At 67.0% G+C, this 17215-nt stretch carries 14 protein-coding genes; 10 read left to right on the top strand and 4 right to left on the bottom strand.

Translation table 11 applies throughout. The features are described 5' to 3' along the window. Positions 1–90 precede the first annotated feature (90 nt). A complete protein-coding gene (locus FF090_RS18985; protein WP_138858460.1) occupies positions 91–750 on the bottom strand; it encodes a histidine phosphatase family protein in 660 nt (219 codons plus the stop codon). Positions 751–773: 23 nt separating this feature from the next. Continuing rightward, positions 774–2759 carry a monovalent cation:proton antiporter family protein gene (locus tag FF090_RS18980; RefSeq protein WP_138858230.1) on the bottom strand — a complete coding sequence of 662 codons (1986 nt, stop codon included), beginning with the start codon at positions 2757–2759 and terminating at the stop codon, positions 774–776. A 191-nt stretch (positions 2760–2950) separates the two neighbouring features. Between FF090_RS18980 and FF090_RS18975 the strand changes: the two genes are divergently transcribed. The 6 genes from FF090_RS18975 to FF090_RS18950 all read left to right on the top strand — a co-directional run bounded on the left by FF090_RS18975 (position 2951) and on the right by FF090_RS18950 (position 7818). After that, the gene (locus tag FF090_RS18975; RefSeq protein ID WP_138858229.1) at positions 2951–4222 is read left to right on the top strand and encodes a Glu/Leu/Phe/Val family dehydrogenase; all 1272 of its coding nucleotides are present in this window, start codon (positions 2951–2953) and stop codon (positions 4220–4222) included. A gap of 134 nt (positions 4223–4356) precedes the next feature. After that, positions 4357–4713, top strand: coding sequence for a TraR/DksA family transcriptional regulator (locus FF090_RS18970; protein WP_175423736.1), 357 nt, complete (start codon positions 4357–4359; stop codon positions 4711–4713). Between the two features lie 48 nt (positions 4714–4761). Further along, positions 4762–5736: a KpsF/GutQ family sugar-phosphate isomerase gene (locus tag FF090_RS18965; protein ID WP_138858227.1), complete on the top strand. Its 975-nt coding sequence runs from the start codon at positions 4762–4764 to the stop codon at positions 5734–5736. Beyond that, complete coding sequence (locus tag FF090_RS18960; protein WP_138858226.1) at positions 5736–6317, top strand: KdsC family phosphatase; 582 nt, start codon at positions 5736–5738, stop codon at positions 6315–6317. Before FF090_RS18965 ends, FF090_RS18960 begins: the two co-directional genes overlap by 1 nt. After that, positions 6314–7030 (top strand): LPS export ABC transporter periplasmic protein LptC, encoded by a 717-nt coding sequence (gene lptC, locus FF090_RS18955; RefSeq protein ID WP_138858225.1) that lies wholly within the window; start codon positions 6314–6316, stop codon positions 7028–7030. Before FF090_RS18960 ends, lptC begins: the two co-directional genes overlap by 4 nt. Further along, positions 7027–7818 carry an SDR family oxidoreductase gene (locus FF090_RS18950; protein WP_138858224.1) on the top strand — a complete coding sequence of 264 codons (792 nt, stop codon included), beginning with the start codon at positions 7027–7029 and terminating at the stop codon, positions 7816–7818. Before lptC ends, FF090_RS18950 begins: the two co-directional genes overlap by 4 nt. Here FF090_RS18950 and FF090_RS18945 read toward each other — a convergent pair. Continuing rightward, entirely contained in the window at positions 7781–8470 is a 690-nt protein-coding gene (locus FF090_RS18945) for a class I SAM-dependent methyltransferase (RefSeq protein WP_138858223.1), read from the bottom strand. The two genes, FF090_RS18950 and FF090_RS18945, sit on opposite strands and share 38 nt — an antisense overlap. A gap of 461 nt (positions 8471–8931) precedes the next feature. Between FF090_RS18945 and FF090_RS18940 the strand changes: the two genes are divergently transcribed. Genes FF090_RS18940 through FF090_RS18925 form a run of 4 tightly spaced genes read left to right on the top strand, consistent with a single transcriptional unit; the run spans position 8932 to position 15320 of the window. Next, positions 8932–9126 carry a DUF6229 family protein gene (locus FF090_RS18940; RefSeq protein ID WP_138858222.1) on the top strand — a complete coding sequence of 65 codons (195 nt, stop codon included), beginning with the start codon at positions 8932–8934 and terminating at the stop codon, positions 9124–9126. A 6-nt stretch (positions 9127–9132) separates the two neighbouring features. Beyond that, the gene (locus FF090_RS18935) at positions 9133–12009 is read left to right on the top strand and encodes a type 2 lanthipeptide synthetase LanM family protein (RefSeq protein WP_138858221.1); all 2877 of its coding nucleotides are present in this window, start codon (positions 9133–9135) and stop codon (positions 12007–12009) included. Beyond that, a complete protein-coding gene (locus FF090_RS18930) occupies positions 12010–13887 on the top strand; it encodes an ABC transporter ATP-binding protein (RefSeq protein WP_217503005.1) in 1878 nt (625 codons plus the stop codon). It abuts the gene before it with no gap. Beyond that, positions 13884–15320 (top strand): FAD-binding oxidoreductase, encoded by a 1437-nt coding sequence (locus tag FF090_RS18925; protein WP_138858220.1) that lies wholly within the window; start codon positions 13884–13886, stop codon positions 15318–15320. The genes FF090_RS18930 and FF090_RS18925 overlap by 4 nt, the downstream gene beginning before the upstream one ends. Here the strand turns inward: FF090_RS18925 and FF090_RS18920 are convergent, their stop codons facing one another. Beyond that, positions 15321–16958 (bottom strand): T6SS phospholipase effector Tle1-like catalytic domain-containing protein, encoded by a 1638-nt coding sequence (locus FF090_RS18920; RefSeq protein WP_175423735.1) that lies wholly within the window; start codon positions 16956–16958, stop codon positions 15321–15323. It abuts the gene before it with no gap. Positions 16959–17215: the final 257 nt, after the last annotated feature.

The following is a 17215-nucleotide window of genomic DNA, read 5'->3' as shown; positions in this document are numbered from 1 at the left end:
TGCAAGCCTTGCTCAGGCCACCAGCCTGAGCTGCGGCTCGCGCCTTGGCCAGGCATCCCGAAAAGTCGCGGCGCGCCCGCAGGGGCTTGTTCAGCATTGCCTGAGATCGGCCAGCAGTTGTTCCATGGTGCTGCGGCGCTCATCGGGCTGCAGCCAGTCCACGGGGTTTAGGTTGACAGCACGCAGCAGCGCATCGTCAGCCCCCAGATCGATCACATTGATGCAGGCCGGGTTCTGCTGCCAGCCCGGCAGCATCAGACGCTGGCCGCCGCTGACCCAGTGGCTGAGCAGGGCGGCGTTGACCACACCGTGCAGCACCCAGAGCGCGCAGTCCCAGTCCGGGTCAGCGCGCAGCTGCAGCTGCGCCGGCAGGATGCGGTCCCACAGCGCGCCCAGGGTTTCGCCGCCGAGAAACTGGCTGTGCTCGGTCAGCGGACCGCGCTGCAGCGCGGTGAAGCAGGCTTCGAGCCTGTCTTCCGGGATGTCGCGTAAGCGGCCGCCGTGGATTTCTTGCAGCGCCGGCCAGTCCTCAATCTCAGCCTGGGGTCCGGGCAGCTCGCCCAGCACCAGGGCGGCGGTCTGGCGGGTGCGCGGCAGGCCGGAGCAGATCACCCGGTCCGGCCGCACGCCCTGCGCGGCCAGCAGGCGCCCGGCGGCACGCGCCTGAGCCTGGCCGGCCTCGGTCAGCGGCACGCTTTCGGGCGGCAGCGGGCGGCCGCCCTCAAAGTAGCGCACCGCGCCGTGGCGCATCAAATAGAGGCGACGGCGTGGTGTCACTTCAACAGGCGGGGTTCGGCGCGGGCCAGAGCCTCGGGTGTGCCCGATAGCACCAGGGTGTCGCCACCCTGCAGGGGCAACTCATCGGAGACCGTCTCCCCCTTGCCATCGGCGCGGCGCAGGGCCACCAGGGCCAGGCCTTGTTCGCTCAGCAGCAGGTCGGCCACGCGCTGCCCGGCCCAGCTGCTGGCGGCGGGCAGGGTGAAGGGCTTGAGCCGGGCCTGCTCGCGCTCGTCCAGGCCGTCGTCGTCGGCGCCGTGGAAGTAGCCGCGCAGCAGCCCATAGCGCGCGTCGCGGGCGTCGCGGGTGATGCGAATCACCCGGCGCATGGGCACCCCCACCAGGGCCAGGGCATGACTGGCCAGCATCAGGCTGCCTTCGATGGCCTCGGGCACGACCTCGGTGGCACCGGCGGCTTTAAGGCGATCCAGGTCGGCGTCGTCCACCGTGCGCACCACCACCGGCACGGTGGGCGCGTGTTCGCGCACCTGGCGCAGCACCTTCAGCGCCGAGGGGGTGTCGTGATAGCTGATGACCACCGCGCTGGCGCGGTGCAGGCCGGCCGCCATCAGGGCCTGCAGGCGCGCGGCATCGCCAAACACCACGCTCTGGCCGGCGGCTGCGGCCTGGCGCACGCGGTCGGGGTCCAGGTCCAGCGCCATGTAGGGGATGCGTTCCGTTTCCAGCAGGCGGGCCAGGTTTTGCCCGCTGCGCCCATAGCCGCAGATGATGATGTGGGCGTCGGTCTTGAAGGCCTTCTTGGCGATGGTGGTGAGCTGAACCGACTGCAACAGCCAATCGCTGCTGCTGAGCTTCATCACGATGCGGTTGCTATAGAGCACGATGAAGGGCGTGGCCAGCATGGACAGCACCATGGCCGCCAGCACCGGGCTTTCCCACTTGGGCGCCACCAGGCCCTGGGCCGCACCCAGGCCCAGCAGCACAAAGCCAAACTCGCCGGCCTGGGCCAGATACAGCCCTGTGCGCAGCGACACCCCCGAGGGCGCCCCCAGCCCCTTGGCCAGCGCCGCCACCAGCGCGAACTTGAGCAACGTGGGCCCCAGCACCAACAGCAGCACCAGCGGCCATTGCTGCACCACCGGCTGCCAATCCAGCTTCATGCCGATGGTGATGAAAAACAGGCCCAGCAACACATCGTGGAAGGGCCGGATGTCGGTTTCCACCTGGTGCTTGAACTCGGTCTCCGAGATCAGCATGCCGGCCACGAAGGCGCCCAGCGCCAGGCTCAGGCCCGCGTGCTCGGTCAGCCAGGACAGACCCAGTGTGACCAGCAGCAGGTTGAGGATGAAGAGCTCTTCGCTCTTGCGCCGCGCCACCAGCGTGAGCCACCAGCGCATCGCCTTTTGCCCGCCCCAGAGCAGCAGGCCCAGCACCACCAGGGCCTTGAGCGCGGCCCAGGCCAGGCCCTGCACCATGTCGCTGGTGCTGGCGCCCAGGGCGGGAATGAGCACCAGCAGCGGCACCACCGCCAAGTCTTGAAACAGCAGCACGCCCATCACGCGCCGGCCGTGCTCGCTCTCCAGCTCCAGGCGCTCGGCCATCAGCTTGACGATGATGGCGGTCGAACTCATGGCCATGGCCGCGCCCAGGACCAGGGCGCCCTGCCAACCCATCTCCCACTGGACCCCGATCCAGGCGAAGGCCAACGCCAGCAGCACATTGCCCAGTACGGCGCCGACCAGAGTCAGGAGCACCTGCAACAGCCCCAGGCCGAACACGGCAGCCCGCATGGCACGCAGCTTGGGCAGGTTGAACTCCAATCCGATGGCGAACATCAGAAAGACCACGCCGAACTCGGCCAGATAGGTCAGCCCCGGGGTGTTCTGGGTGATCCCGCTGAGCTTGATCAGCACCCCCACCACCAAATAGCCCAGCATGGGCGGCAACTTCAGGCTGCGGCAGGCCACGACGCCGAGCACGGCGGCGACGAGGTAGAGGAGAGCGAGGTCCAGGCTGGTCATGGGTGCGGCGGATGGTAAGCGGGCCGCCGCGGCCTCCCCTGCGCGGGTTCGCGCGCTTGACCCGGATCAAGCCCCGCAGCGCGCGATGCGCGGCCCGCATAAGGGGATGCCCAAGTGGCGTCGCCTCCCTTGTCTATACAAGGTTTCTTCGAGTTACCGTGCGCCCCACAAAAAATTTCGTCGGAAGCTTCATGCCCAATCTGTCTTTTGTTTCGCCCACGCGCAATTCGCCCTGGGGCACGTATCTGTCGCAGATCGATGCGGTCGAGCCCTATCTGGGCAATCTGGCCCGCTGGGTCGAGACCCTGCGCCGCCCCAAGCGGGCGCTGATCGTTGACATCCCCATCGAGATGGACAACGGCACCATCGGCCACTTCGAGGGTTACCGCGTGCAGCACAGCCTGACCCGCGGCCCGGGCAAGGGCGGTGTGCGCTACCACCCCGATGTCACGCTGGAAGAGGTGATGGCCCTCTCGGCCTGGATGACGATCAAGAACGCCGCGGTGAACCTGCCTTACGGCGGCGCCAAGGGCGGCATTCGCGTCGAGCCCAAGATGCTGAGCCAGAAGGAGCTGGAGAAGCTGACCCGCCGCTACACCAGCGAGATCGGCATCATCATCGGCCCGACCCAAGACATCCCGGCCCCCGACGTCAACACCAATGGCCAGATCATGGCCTGGATGATGGACACCTACTCGATGAACGTCGGCGCCACCGCCACCGGCGTCGTCACCGGCAAGCCCATCCCCCTGGGCGGCTCGCTGGGTCGCGTGGCCGCCACCGGCCGCGGGGTGTTCGTGGTCGGCCGTGAAGCCATGCGCCGCCTGAACATCAATATGGAAGGCTGCCGCGTGGCCGTGCAGGGCTTCGGCAATGTGGGCTCGATCGCCGCCAAGCTGTTCGCCGCCAATGGCGCAAGAATCGTGTGCGTGCAGGACCACACCGGCACCATCCTGAACGAGAACGGCGTGGACATGCAGGACCTGCTGGACCACGTGGCCAAGACCGGCGGCGTGGGCGGCTTCAAGGGCGCCGACAAGATCGACAACGAGAACTTCTGGGATGTGAAGACCGATGTCTTGATCCCGGCCGCGCTCGAGGGCCAGATCACCGATGCGCGCGCCCGCCGCATCAGCACCCGTTTGATCCTGGAAGGCGCCAACGGCCCGACCACCCCTGACGGCGACGCCGTGCTGGCCGAGCGCGGCATCATCGTGGTGCCCGACGTGATCGCCAATGCCGGCGGCGTGACGGTGTCCTACTTCGAGTGGGTGCAGGATTTCTCCAGCTTCTTCTGGACCGAAGACGAAATCAATCTGCGCCTGGACAAGATCCTGATCGGTGCCTTCAAGGGCATCTGGGAAACCAGCGAACAGCACAAGATCCCGCTGCGCACCGCCGCCTTCACGGTGGCTTGCACGCGCGTGCTGCAAGCCCGCGAAGAGCGCGGTCTCTACCCTTAAGCCAAGCCTGCGCGTTTGGATCAAGGCTCGCCGCGTGCGGGCCTTTTTTCATGGGACTCTCGCAAGCCTGATCCGGCGCAACACGCGGGTGCGCAAGCCTGGTGAAGATGGACTTCATCGACCAGGAGAGCAGCATGAGTCTGAGCGCGGGCCAAAGGGCCTTGATCGAGGCGGAACTGGTGTTGCAGCAAACCGCCCTGCAGCACGAGATTGAGTTGCAGCGGGGCGGGGCCTCGCGGGTGGAGCAGGCGGCCCAGTTGCTGGCCGACGACCCCGATGCGCCTCGCGAGCATGAGGGCGACCGTGAGGTGACGCTGGAGCGCGCCGATCGATTGATGGTGGAGCTGCGCGAAGTGGGCGAGGCCCTGCTGCGCCTGCGCGCCGGCACCTTCGGCCGCTGCGCCGACTGCGAGGCCGACATTCCGTTGGATCGCCTGCGTGCCCAACCGACGGCGCTGCGCTGCCTGAGCTGCCAGGCGCAGCAGGAGTAGCGCGGCACCGCATGTCTGGCCGAGGGGCGGCCCGTAAACTGCCGCCCCATGTCTGCCCCCTATTCCGCCATTGAATCGGCCCGCGCCGCGCTGCGCATCGAGGCCCAGGCCCTGTCCGCTTTGGTGGACCGCGTAGGCGAGTCCATGCACGGGGCCGTACAGGCCGTGCTGGCTTGTAGCGGCCGCGTCATCGTGATGGGCATGGGCAAGAGCGGCCATGTGGGGCGCAAGATTGCCGCCACCCTGGCCAGCACCGGCACGCCGGCCTTCTTTGTGCACCCCGCCGAGGCCAGCCATGGCGACCTCGGCATGGTGACCCCGCAGGACCTGGTGCTGGCCCTTTCCAACAGCGGCGAAAGCGACGAGCTGGCCGTCATCCTGCCGGTCATCAAGCGCCTGGGCGTGCCGTTGATTGCCATCACCGGCCGTGCTGAGTCCACGCTGGCCCGGCACGCCGACTTTGTGCTGGACAGTCGCGTGGACCAGGAGGCCTGCCCGCTCAATCTGGCCCCCACCGCCAGCACCACCGCGCAGATGGCGCTGGGCGACGCGCTGGCCGTGGCCCTGCTGGATGCGCGCGGTTTCCGGCCCGAGGACTTTGCCCGCTCCCACCCCGGTGGGGCCCTGGGGCGCAAGCTGCTCACCCATGTGAAGGACCTGATGCGCAGCGGCGACGCGCTGCCGCGTGTGGGTCTGGCGACGGCCTTCACCGAGATGATGAAGGTGATGTCTGACAAAGGCCTGGGCTGCGCCGCCATCGTCGATGAGCAGGACCGCCTGCTGGGCGTGTTCACCGATGGCGATCTGCGCCGCTTGGTGGAGAAGGGCAGCGACCTGCGTGCGCTGACCGCCTCCGAGGTCATGCACGCCAGCCCGCGCCGCCTGCGCGCCGACGCCCTGGCGGTGGACGCCGCCGACCTGATGGAAGAGGCGCGCATCACCGTGGTGCTGGTGGTCGATGCCGACGAGCGCCTGGTGGGCGCCATCAGCTTGAACGACCTGATGCGCGCCAAGGTGATCTGATGAAGACCCTCAAGCCCACGCTCAGCCATACCCCCGAGCTCTTGCTCAAAGCCCAGGGCGGCGCCTTCGGCATGAAGGCGGCGATCTTTGATGTGGATGGCGTGCTGACCGATGGCCGCATCTACATCGGCGAGCAGGGTGAAGCCTTCAAGGCCTTCTCTACGCTCGACGGCCATGGCCTGAAGCTGCTGCGCCTGGCCGGCATCGAGCCGCTGATCATCACGGGGCGCGATGCCCCGGCGGTGCGCCGTCGCGTGGCCGATCTGGGCCTGCAGCATGCCCTCTTTGGCATCCACGACAAACTGGCCGCCGCCACGCCCCTGCTGCAAAGCCTGGGCCTGGAATGGAGCCAGGTGGCGGCCATGGGCGACGACTGGCCCGATCTGCCGCTGATGGCGCGTGCCGGTTTGGCCATCGCGCCGCCGGGTGCCCACCCTGAGGTGCTGGCGTGTGCGGACTACATCACCCGCACCCCGGCCGGCCATGGCGCGGCGCGCGAGGCCTGCGACCTGCTGCTGCTGGCGGCCGGGGCCTACCACCGGCTGTTTGAGCAGCATCTGCAAACCCTGGACGGCCGGTGAGCGAGCCCATCACATCATCGGCCCCACAAGTTGCTCTGGGCCCCTTGGTGGGCGCGGCGCGCGGCCGGGTGCGCCAGCGTCAGCCCTTCATCTGGCGCCTGCAGGCCTGGCTGGCCAACTACCTTCCCTTGGCTCTGATGGCCGTGCTGGCGCTGTTCAGCTTCTGGTTGTTGCGCCAGACCCCGGTGCCTGGGGGCCCCACCGAGGAGCGCCCGCTGCGCCATGTGCCGGACTACGAGATGCGCGGCTTTGAGCTGCAGCGCTTTTTGCCCGATGGCAGCCGCCAGGCCCGGCTGCATGGCGCCGTGCTGCGCCATTACCCCGATACCGACGGCATCGAGATCGAGAAGCTGCAACTCCATCTGCAGGCCGATGATGGCCGCCTGGTGCTGGCCGAGGCCGAGCGCGCCCACGGCCCGGCCCAGGGGCCGACCCTGACGCTGGAAGGCCAGGTGCGGGTGCGTCGCTTTGCACCCAAGGCCGACCCGGCCACGGCCGCGCCTGAAATGGAGCTGCGCACCGACGCTCTGACGGCGCAGATCAAGGAGCGGCGCCTCATCAGCCGCCGCCCCACCGAGCTGGTGGCGCCGGGTCTGCAGATGCAGGCGCGCGGGCTGGACTACCAGCACGCCAGTGGCCAACTGCTGCTGACCGGCCCCACCCGCAGCGTGTTCACCAAGAGCGCAGTAAAGCCCACAGAGGTTCAGCCATGACGGCCTTGGTTCCTCACAGCCCACTGGTCTTCATCACCGGCGCCTCCAGTGGCATCGGCCAGGCCCTGGCCCTGCGCTACTACCAGGCCGGTTGGCGCCTGGCCCTGCAGGCGCGCCGCGTGGCGGTGGTGGCCGAGTGGGCACAGGCCCATAAGCTTGACCCGGCACGCTGGGCCGTCTATGCCGCCGACGTGGTGGATGCGGAGGCCATGCAGGCCGCTGCGCAAGACTGCCTGCAGCGCCAGGGCCTGCCCGACACCGTGATCGCCAGCGCCGGCGTCAGCATCGGCGTGGACACCGCCTTGGCCGAGGACCTGCCGGTCTTCAAGCAGGTGCTGGACACCAATCTCTACGGCACGGCCACCAGTTTCCATCCCTTCATCGCGCCGATGTGCGCGCGCGGCAGCGGCCGCCTGGTGGGCGTGGCCAGCGTGGCCGCCATTCGGGGTCTGGCCGGGCATGGCGCTTACTGCGCCAGCAAGGCCGGCGTGGTGGCCTATTGCGAGGCCCTGCGCATCGAATGCAAGCCGCGCGGCGTGCAGGTGGTGACCCTGGTGCCCGGCTATGTGGACACGCCGCTGACGCGCGTCAACAACTATTCGATGCCCTTCCTGATGAAGGCCGAGGACTTTGCCGAGCAGAGTTTCCGCATGATCGAGGCCGGCACCAGCTACCGCGTCATCCCCTGGCAGATGGGCGTGGTGGCCAAGCTGATGCGCCTGCTGCCCAATGCGCTGTTCGACAAGCTTTTCAGCGGCCGGGGGCGCAAACCCCGCGCCGGTAGCTGAGCAGGCGCGCGCTGCAGCTGCCGTCGGCGGCGGCGTCCAGCCGACTTTCCTCCAGCGCATAGCCCAGCGCCGCCATGCGCCGGCTGAAGGCCGCGCGGTGGCCGCGGTTCGGGTCCACGATGAGCACCTCGCCCACGGCCGTGGCGTGGCGTTCGATGAAGCGAGGCAGGCAACCGGCGTCGTCGCGCTCGTAGAGCACATCGCTGCCCATGATCAGCTCGAAGCGGCCGGCCACCCGCGGTGCATGCGCGGGGCTGATGCGGTCGCTCCAGTCACCATGGCAATAGCGCATCGGTGCCAGGCCGTTCAGGCGCAGGTTCTCCAGCAGAAAGGTGCCGGCCAGCGGATGCACATCGCTGGCCGTGACCAGCGCACCGCGCCGGTGGCTGACCAGGCTGGCCAGGCCCAGTCCGCAGCCAATCTCCAGGATGCTCTCGGCCGGATTGACAGCGCGCCGCGCCATTGCCTGGGCCAGCTGGCGCCCGGAGGGCCAGAGCAGGCCGAACAAAGGCCATTGCGCACTGGAGATGCCGGCGGCCTCGGCGTGGCCCAGGGGGTCGGCATATTGCTGGCGGTCCAGCAGCGCGCGGATCTGCAACGCGGCAAGGCCTTGCAGTTCGACGCAATGGTCGGTCAGTTGGTATCCCGGCATGGGGGGCTCTCGGGTGAGGCGCCCCCGGCTCAGCGGGCGTCAGGCCGGCGCGGGGCCGGTTTGGGTGAGCAGTGTCGCTGTATCCACTGCGGCCGAGGGAAAGTCCTGTTGGGGTGAGTCCCGGGCTGGCAGGGCTTGAAGACTTGCCCTGCAGGAAGTTGGGATGGGAGCCTACTTCGCCGATGATTTGAATGATTGTTGCCTATTGGGCGTGGATGGCGGCCGTACGTGGCTTTTTGTTTCTGGGGCAACACCGGCTGTTTGGAGGTGAATGGGTTGAATTTGTAAACATTCTTTTACAAGAACGACACTTGTGTGGTGATGCCGGCCACGCTGAAGATCTGTGCTGTGTCAGGGAGATGTACCGCGCAGACGGTCTGATGCCGCCCCCCAGTGGGCCGGTGGCAGCACGATGGGCGTCGCTTCCTGGGCACTTTTACCCACGTAACCAGGAGAGAGTGATGAACCACGTTTCGATCCAAGCTGTGGAAACTCAAGCCGCTGAGTGGCGCAGCCAGGCTGACGCCAGCAATCCGGCTGGCCCGCTGTTCATCGGCGGCGAGTACGCCGAAGCCGACATCATTGGTGACACCACCAGCATCTCGGGCAAGTGCGGCACCGCCTGCTCGGGCTCGCGTACCCGTATGTGCTGCTGAGATCGCATGGCGTCCCTGCGTGACGCCAGCGATTTCGATGCAGCGCTGGGCTGCCTGATTGCGCCTCACATGGCGCAGCTGGCAGCCCAGCTTGACGATCTCCCTGGTCTGGAGGCCTCTGAGGCCGTTGTTCTGACCCAGAGCTTGAACGACTCCCTTCTGGAGTTGCTGAATGCCAAGCTCAGTCGCCTGCTGGTGTTGGAGTTACATGCCGCCAAGCAGGCCGGCCGCCTGAAGGCCACAGATTCAAGCGCGCGCTGGACCGAGTTTGTCCAGACCGCCGCACGCCCTGAATTTTGGGCACAGCAAGAAATCAATTACCCGACTTTGGCAGCGCGCGTGCGTCATATGCTGACCGCGCGCTGTCAGGCTGCCCTTCAATTCGCCCGCCATCTGGCGCAGCAGCGACCGCATCTGGATGCGCTGGCTGGGCATCCTCTGGGGCTGCTGCGAGCACTGAGCTTTGGCGCTGGAGACAGCCATCAAGGCGGCAAGACGGTGGTGCTGCTGAGCTTTGAGCAAGGCCGCCTGGTTTACAAGCCGCGCTCGGTCCGTATCGATCGGCGCTTGAGCGATTTAGTGCAGACTCTCTCGGCCCGTCTGCCGGGCGGCAGCAGCATGCGCGTGCCTCGGGTGCTGGATGGAGAAGATCACGGGTGGACCGAGTTCATTGCCCATCGACATGCGCAGGGCGACGCAGAGCTGGCCATCTTCTATCGCGGCATTGGTCATTGGTTGGCGCTGATGCGTTTGCTTTCGGGCAGTGATCTGCACGCTGAGAATCTCATCGCGCATGGCCCACACCCGGTGGTGGTGGATTGCGAGACTTTGTTCACTCCGCGGGTGAGCAACCCTCCCAGTGGGTTGGGGGACGCGGCGGATCAAGCGGCCCGGTTGGTCTCTGGAACAGTGCTTAACATCGGCTTGCTGCCGGGGCGCGGCCAAGGCCTTGGCTGGCGAGGGATCGATAACTCGGCATTGGGCTCCTTGCCGGGGCAACAGCCGATGAGCTTGCAGCCCACCATCCTGAAGGCGGGTACTGACGAGGCGCATATCGGACAAGTGTTGATGCCGGCTCCAGCGGCTCAGAACCACCCCAGCCCAGAGCCTGCATTGGCTCAGTTTTGGGGGGAGGTATTGAGCGGCTTTGACGCCCTGACCTCGGAGTTGCAGGTTTTGGACCAAGCGGGTGAGTTGGCCCCCTTGCTGGTGGCGTTCGAGGATTGCACCGTGCGGGTGGTGACCCGCGCCACCGAGGTGTATGCGGAATTGGGGCGCATGCTTTGGCACCCGGTTTCGCTCCATCAAGAGGCTCCTGCGCGCGAGCGGGCCTGCGACCTGATGATGCGCATGGGCGCACAGAATGCTTTGGCGCCTGGTCGCCTCGAGGTCGTGGAGGCCGAAGTGGAGGATCTGTTGGTTGGCGACGTGCCGATGTTCGTGACCACCGTGGCCGAGGGGGAGCTTCAGGGCCCGGGTGGGACGCGGTGGCTGCCCCCCCAGTCGCTCGCGCAGTCCGCATTGACCCATTGGCGCGATGCTGATTTGCGTTTGGAGCGGCATGTGATCCGGGCGGCGCTGGTTAGCGCTTACATCAATGATGGCTGGATGCCGGCCGAGCAGAGCTTGCGTGTCCCAGTCGTCGACCGGGAGCGGTTGGACGAGCGTCGGCGTATCCAGGCGGCCCGCATCCTGCGCGAACTTCAGGCCACCGCGATCGAAGGCTGCGATCGCAGCGTGGCTTGGATTGCGCCCATCCTGGGGCCGGCCGGTTGGTCAGTTCAGCCCTTGGAGCAGGATCTCTATGGCGGGCACAGTGGTATTGCTCTGCTGGTTGCCAGCTATGTGAAGGAAATGCAGGCGGGCCGTGCTGATGTGATTGAAGGACTGCCCAGCCTCTTCGAGCGCCTCCTGAATACCTTGGAGCTGGCAGAAGACAAGCGCTGGCTGGAGCGGGGCCGACAGAAGAAGATGCGTCCGCCGCCGCCCGGAGGCTATGTCGGCGTGGCCTCGCAGATCTGGACCTGGCTGGCACTTGAGCAGTTGGGTTGTGTCGATGGGCGGGCCGTGGAGCGCGCCTGTGCCTTGGCGGAACTGTTGCCTGAAGCGGCGCAGGCCGACGACATGAATGATCTGCTGACTGGCAAGGCGGGTGCGATCGTGCCGCTATTGCAGTTGGCCCGGCGCACAGGGCAGTCAGGCTACTTGGCACAGGCGGTCGCATTGGGCGATGCCTTGATCGCAAAGGCCAGTTGGCGCGGTGAGCAGCTCTATTGGGCTCATGAGCAGTGGCCTGATGGCATTGGCGGTTTTGTGCACGGGGCGAGCGGAATGGCCTGGGCCCTGGAGCACCTGGCCAAAGCCACAGCCGAGCCGCGCTTTGCGCGGGCGGCTGCGGGCGCGCAGGCCTTTGATGACGCGCTTTGGGATGAAGAGGAGTGCAACTGGCTGGATTTGCGCGGCCTAGAAGGTGCAAGGACCGCGGCCGCCTGGTGTCATGGTTCGGTGGGGATTGGACTGGCCGCCCTTGCACTGGATCCCGAGTTGAAGGATCCTCTGCGCCGCCTGCGGGTCCAGCGCGCGGTCGATGCCAGCGCCCGCCTGGGTCTGGGGTGGAACCACAGCCTGTGTCACGGAGACGCCAGTGTTTATGCGCTGTTGTTGAGGGCGCAACGGGCCGGTGTGCATAGCCAGGAGGGGGATGCACCGGCGTTGTTGGCGCAGTTTCTGGCGAGCTTGGAGGCGCACGGACCGGTGTGTGGCATCGCGCGCAATGTCTTTGTGCCCGGCTTGATGCCGGGATTGGGCGGTGTGGCCTATCAGCTGCTTGCCTTCCATCCTGATAGCCGCGTACCCGACGTACTGACGCTAGGGGTGATCTGATTGGCGCAGGCCTTGGGCGAGCAACTCGACACGCCGTACTGGCGGCTGGATGAGGGCCAGAGCACGCATGGACTGTTGCGGCGCATGGTCCAGTCACTGCGTCCGTTGCTGCGCTTGGTGCGCCGCGCTGCGCCAGGGGCCGCTTTGGCCATCGGTGGGCTGCAGCTTTTGGTTGGATTGAGTACAGCGCTCAGCCTGCTGGCGACCGCGCAGTTGCTCTCGCATCTGCTGGATGCGGTGAGTGGTGCCGTGGCGTGGGAGGCCGCTCTTCCAGCTTTGCTCGCTTTGCTCGGGGCTCAGGGTGTGCGGCTGGCGGCAGAGGCGGGCTGCGCACACGCCAAGGCAGGACTGCGCCCAGCCGTCCACCGTGTGGCCGAGCAGGAGCTGGTGCGCGCCAGTCTGGCGGTGGAACTGGTGGCCTACGACAGCCCGGACTTCTACGACCGTTTGCACCGGGCCCGGGATCGGGGGGTGATGCACTTGGAGGGCGCCACCGAATGCTTGGTGGAAGGGCTGAGTGTCCTGGTCACCATGGTGGCGGCTGGGGTGGCCTTGGCCGTGCTGCATCCCTTCTTGCTGCCTGCACTGTTATTGGCCTTGGTTCCGGAGGCCTGGGCTGCTTGGCGCACTGCGCACTTGCAGCGCGACAGCATGAGCACCACCGTGGCCCTGATGCGCCAGGCCGAGCTGATGATCGAGTTGGCAACCCAGCGCGAGGCGGCCCCTGAATTGCGTGCCCATCAGGCGCAGGCCTTTGTCCAGGCGCACTATGACCAGCCGGCGCAGGCCCTGCAGCAACACTTGACGAACTTGGGGCGCAACGAAGCCAACGCCAGGGCCTGGGGGCAGCTCTGGTGTGGACTTGGCCTGCTCGCTACGTATGGCCTGCTGTTCACTCTGCTGCGCCAGGGGTGGTTGGATTTGGCCGTGGCGGGCACGGCAGTGCTGGCCTTGCGCAATGCCAGCCAGGCCCTGCAGCGAGGCACCCAGTTGCTGCACGAGTTATTCGAGAAGGCCATCTACATCGCGGACTACCAGTCTTTCATGGACCGCGCGGAGGCTGCAGCACCGCGCACGCTGGGGCGGCCGGCACCACTGCAGCCTGGTCGAATCAGTCTGGAGCAGGTTTGCTTCAGCTACGACGGAGCTGCGACCCCCGCGTTGCAGGACATACAGCTCACCATCGAAGCCGGCCAGACGGTGGCCCTAGTGGGAGAAAACGGTTCGGGCAAGACCACCTTGGCCAAGCTGATTGCCGGCCTATACCGACCCAGTTCAGGCGCGATTCGTTGGGACGGCCATGACACTCGCAGCTTCGACCCGCAGAGCTTGGGTGAACGCGTGGTCATGGTGCTGCAAGACCCCATTCGCTGGCCCAAGAGCGCCCGTCTGAACGTTCAGGTGGGGCGGCATGAACGTCAAGACCCGGAGGACCTGGCCCTGTGGGCGGCGGCCCGAGAGTCGCGCGCCGATGAGGTGATCGAGCGTTTGACGGGCGGTTGGGACACCTTGTTGTCGCGCCAATTCAAGGGGGGGCAGGATCTATCCGGCGGCCAATGGCAACGTTTGGCGGTGGCGCGGGGCCTCTATCGCGACGCCCCCTTGGTGATCTGGGATGAGCCCACGGCGCCCCTGGATGCCAGGGCCGAGGCGGCGGTCTATGAATCGCTGCAACGCTTGGGTCAGGGCCGTACCGTGGTGCTGATCACCCACCGATTGGCGAGTGTTCGGCAAGCGGATCTGATTGCCTTCATGGAAAAGGGACGCATCGTGGAGCGCGGCACCCATCCAGAGTTGATGGCCTTGCAGGGCCGCTATGCCGAGTTGTACCGGCTGCAATCTCGCTTGCATGGCTTGGACGATGTGAGCACAACATGAGCTTGGGCGCTGTGCCAGAGCGCGAGCCGATCACCGATCGCGACTGGCTGAGCTTGCGCGCGCAGCTGAAGGGGACGCTTGTGCTGCCCGCCGAGCAACCTGCTGTCATTGGCGTGGGCAAGCAGTTGGCGGCAGGCAAACCCCTGGTTCGACCCCAGGCCTGGGTGCGCTGCACTGATGCCGAAGATCTACGTCGCGCCTGGGACTTTGTGCTGGAGCATGGCCTTCCGGTGGGCTTGCGCAGCGGCGGTCATTGTTTTGCCGATCTTTCCAGCAGCGCGGGCCTGCTGCTGGATCTGGAACTCATGAACACCTGGCGATTGGAGGGTGACCGTCTGATCTGCGGGCCCGGTTGCACCTCGGGCCAGCTGAACGCGGAGTTGGCGCGTCGGGGCCGGCGCATTCCAACCGGGGGCTGCCCCAGTGTGGGCCTGGGTGGCCTGGCCTTGGTGGGCGGTTTTGGATTTCAGGGGCGCAGCACGGGGTTGCTGAGTGATCAGTTGGACGCCGCGCAGGCCTTGGATGCAGCGGGTCAGTTGATCCAGGTGGACGAACAGGAGCACGCGGACCTGTTCTGGGCCCTTCGGGGTGCTGGCGCTGGCCAATTCGCTGTGCTGACCGAGTTAAACCTGCGCACCTCGGCTGCGCAAGCTGGTACGGCGGTGTACGCCCGTTGGACGCTTGAGGGTGCAGAGGAGCGTCTGCAAGCCTGGATGGCGTGGGCCCCAACGGCCGATGAGCGGGTCAACCTGGAAATGCAGCTGACTCAGGGTGACGATGATGAAGAGCCGCCGTGTCTGGAACTTTTCGGCCTGGTCATGGCTGTGCCGAGTGCGGCGGCCCAACTCCTGGAGCCCATGCGCCGTGCGCTGGGCGACGGATTGCGCTGTTGGCCGCTGAGCGAGTCCGAAGCTGCCGCCTATTGCTGCGGGTTGCTCGACCGCCAGGGGCGGCCGGCCTGGCAGCCCAGTCGCCCGTATCGAGAACATGGGTACCAGTTCACCCAGTCTGATTTCTTTGACGTGTCTCCACAGGCGGGAGCATGGACCGAATTGCTGCGGAGCTTTGCGGCCGAACGACGCTATGCCGAGCATCGAGAGATTGAGTTCATCCCTTGGGGAGGGGCCTATGCACGCGGACCGGACAGCGCCTTTGTGCACCGGCAGGCGCGGGCACTGATTCGCTACACCTGTGTGGTCGGAGCCCGCTCCAGCCAGGCACAACGGGAGCAGGCCTTGACCTGGGTGCGCGGAGTCAGGGGCTGCCTGCAGCCTAGCGCCAACGGTGAGGCCTATCAAGGCTACGCTGATCCCTGGCGAGAGGACGTTTTGACGGCCTATTACGGGCGCGCCCTGGCGCGGCTGCGCGAGGTGAAGCGGCGCTGGGATCCCGATCAGCGACTGCGGCATGCGCAGTCCATTGCGCCGGTCTGATCAGCTGCGCAGCCCGCGCCAAAACAGCATGGCGCAGCCGCCTAGGCCGATGAACTTGGCGGCGGCGACCGGCACGATGAGCAGGCGCAACAGCGGGGCCAGCCAGTCCAGGCCGCTGCCCACGAAGGCATAGGACAAGGCGCACAGGCCGGTCTCCAGCAGGTCGGCGCCCACCAGCAAGGGCAGGGCCTGGCCCAGGCGCTGCATCAAGGGGTCGGCGGCTTGGCCCAGCCGGCGCAGGCCGGCGGCGCGGGCAAAGGCGCGGCTGAGCATGCGTGCCAACAGCAGGGCATAGGCAGCGATGAAGCCCGACTCCACGGCCAGGGCCGAGAGCACGGCGGGATCACCGAGCGCACGCGGGCCGGGCAGCCAGCCGGCGCTGAGCTGCCACAGCGCGTACTGCGTAGGGGCTGCCAGGATGGCGCCGAGCTGCGCTTGGAACTGCGTCCAGTCGCCCGGGCTGCCGCGCCCAAAGCCCGTTAGCAGCACCCCCATCCACAGCCACAGAAAGGGCAGCAGGATCCAGCAAGCGCGGTCGATGGGCCGGGTGGCGCGTTGCGGCCACACCGTGTCCTGCGGCCAGCGCGCGTCACGCGCGGCCACGCTGGGGTGCTCTTCGCCCTGCCGGGCCGCACGCAGGCGTTGGCCAGTCAGCGCCCAGGCTGGGCCATCGGCCAATTCGTCGTGCAACTGGGGGCGCAGAGGGCGCGCTTCGGCGCGCGGCCCCTGCCGGGTGGTGAGGGCGCGCAGCACGTCGTCTTCGTCCTGCAGGGGCTGATCCCCGGCGCGCAGGCGCAGTCCGCAGGTGATGGCCTCGCTGAGCATCCAGCCCAGCGCCGCCTCGGCCGCCCCGGCCTCGCGCCAGGGGTAGCCGCCGCCCACGTCGGCATGGGCGCCGCGAAACCAGACTTGCTTGATCGATCCAAGCTGTCCATCGCGGCTGCGCAGTGGACCGTTGGCGTCTTCGTAGAGCCGCGGCTCGAAGGGGGCGCGGTGTTCGTCCAGAGCCAAGGCGTGGCGCACATGCACAAAGGCCTTGCCGGCGGCTACCGGGCGGGCGGTGAAGCGCAGGCCAAAGGGCCACAGCCCCACGGAGGCCACCGTGTCCCATACGCCGACAAAGTGCACCGGCACCTGGCGGCGCTCGGGGGGGACGAAAAGGGTCCGGGCCTGCTGGCTGACGGCGTCGAACTGACCGGCATCGCCACGCTGCGAGAAGTACAGGTGCAGCAGGGTGGGCAGCATGTTCTCGTGCGACGCGGCCGGGATGCCGAACAGATTCACCATGCCGGCCACACTGCGCGCGGTGAAGGCGCCGCGCGAGAAGCCGAAGAAGAAGAGCTGATCGCCGGGGCGGTAGTTCAGCATCAGGAAGCGGTAGCACTCCAGGATGTTCTCGAACACACCCTGTCCAAAGGCCAGGCCGTTGACCCGATCGCGCCAGAGCTTGAGCTGCTCCCACAAGGTGCCGCCGGGCAGGGTGGCGGCGTGGCCGACACCGGGGTCGTAGAACACCAGGCGTTCGGCGTCGGGGTTGCATGCCAGCATCTCGGCGATGCGCACCACATGGGTGTCGTGAGCCGCCCCGGTCAGGTTGTTGTTGGTACCGTCGCAGCAGAGGATGAGTTGGCGCGTCATGGCCGCATCTTGCCGTGCAAAAAGGCATGCTTGGCGAAGCTGCGCGAGATCAATACACTGCGCGCCTTCCTCAAACCGGGTGTCCTGCCCAAGGAGGGTGAGATGAAGGTTCTGCATCCCTGCTAACGGTCGCTGAAGCCCCTGTGCTTCGGACCCCTGCCCGGCGCCGCCTGTCTTTGGCGCCGGTTCATCTCCGCCCGTTGTTGGCGGCGCTGCCGCCCCTCCTGTTCATGCAAAGCCCTTGGTTTTTTGCAGCG

Origin of the sequence: Inhella inkyongensis (assembly GCF_005952805.1) — a bacterium.
Classification (GTDB): Bacteria; Pseudomonadota; Gammaproteobacteria; order Burkholderiales; family Burkholderiaceae_C; genus Inhella; species Inhella inkyongensis.
Note: the sequence above shows the minus strand (reverse complement) of the source record. Positions and strands in the feature narration are given on the sequence as shown.

Bases quoted from the DNA above. Each gene is read 5' to 3' on its own strand.
- FF090_RS18985 (WP_138858460.1), bottom strand. From the start codon at position 750: ATGCGCCACGGCGCGGTGCGCTACTTTGAGGGCGGCCGCCCGCTGCCG.
- FF090_RS18980 (WP_138858230.1), bottom strand. From the start codon at position 2,759: ATGACCAGCCTGGACCTCGCTCTCCTCTACCTCGTCGCCGCCGTGCTC.
- FF090_RS18975 (WP_138858229.1), top strand. From the start codon at position 2,951: ATGCCCAATCTGTCTTTTGTTTCGCCCACGCGCAATTCGCCCTGGGGC.
- FF090_RS18970 (WP_175423736.1), top strand. From the start codon at position 4,357: ATGAGTCTGAGCGCGGGCCAAAGGGCCTTGATCGAGGCGGAACTGGTG.
- FF090_RS18965 (WP_138858227.1), top strand. From the start codon at position 4,762: ATGTCTGCCCCCTATTCCGCCATTGAATCGGCCCGCGCCGCGCTGCGC.
- FF090_RS18960 (WP_138858226.1), top strand. From the start codon at position 5,736: ATGAAGACCCTCAAGCCCACGCTCAGCCATACCCCCGAGCTCTTGCTC.
- FF090_RS18950 (WP_138858224.1), top strand. From the start codon at position 7,027: ATGACGGCCTTGGTTCCTCACAGCCCACTGGTCTTCATCACCGGCGCC.
- FF090_RS18945 (WP_138858223.1), bottom strand. From the start codon at position 8,470: ATGCCGGGATACCAACTGACCGACCATTGCGTCGAACTGCAAGGCCTT.
- FF090_RS18940 (WP_138858222.1), top strand. From the start codon at position 8,932: ATGAACCACGTTTCGATCCAAGCTGTGGAAACTCAAGCCGCTGAGTGG.
- FF090_RS18935 (WP_138858221.1), top strand. From the start codon at position 9,133: ATGGCGTCCCTGCGTGACGCCAGCGATTTCGATGCAGCGCTGGGCTGC.
- FF090_RS18925 (WP_138858220.1), top strand. From the start codon at position 13,884: ATGAGCTTGGGCGCTGTGCCAGAGCGCGAGCCGATCACCGATCGCGAC.
- FF090_RS18920 (WP_175423735.1), bottom strand. From the start codon at position 16,958: ATGACGCGCCAACTCATCCTCTGCTGCGACGGTACCAACAACAACCTG.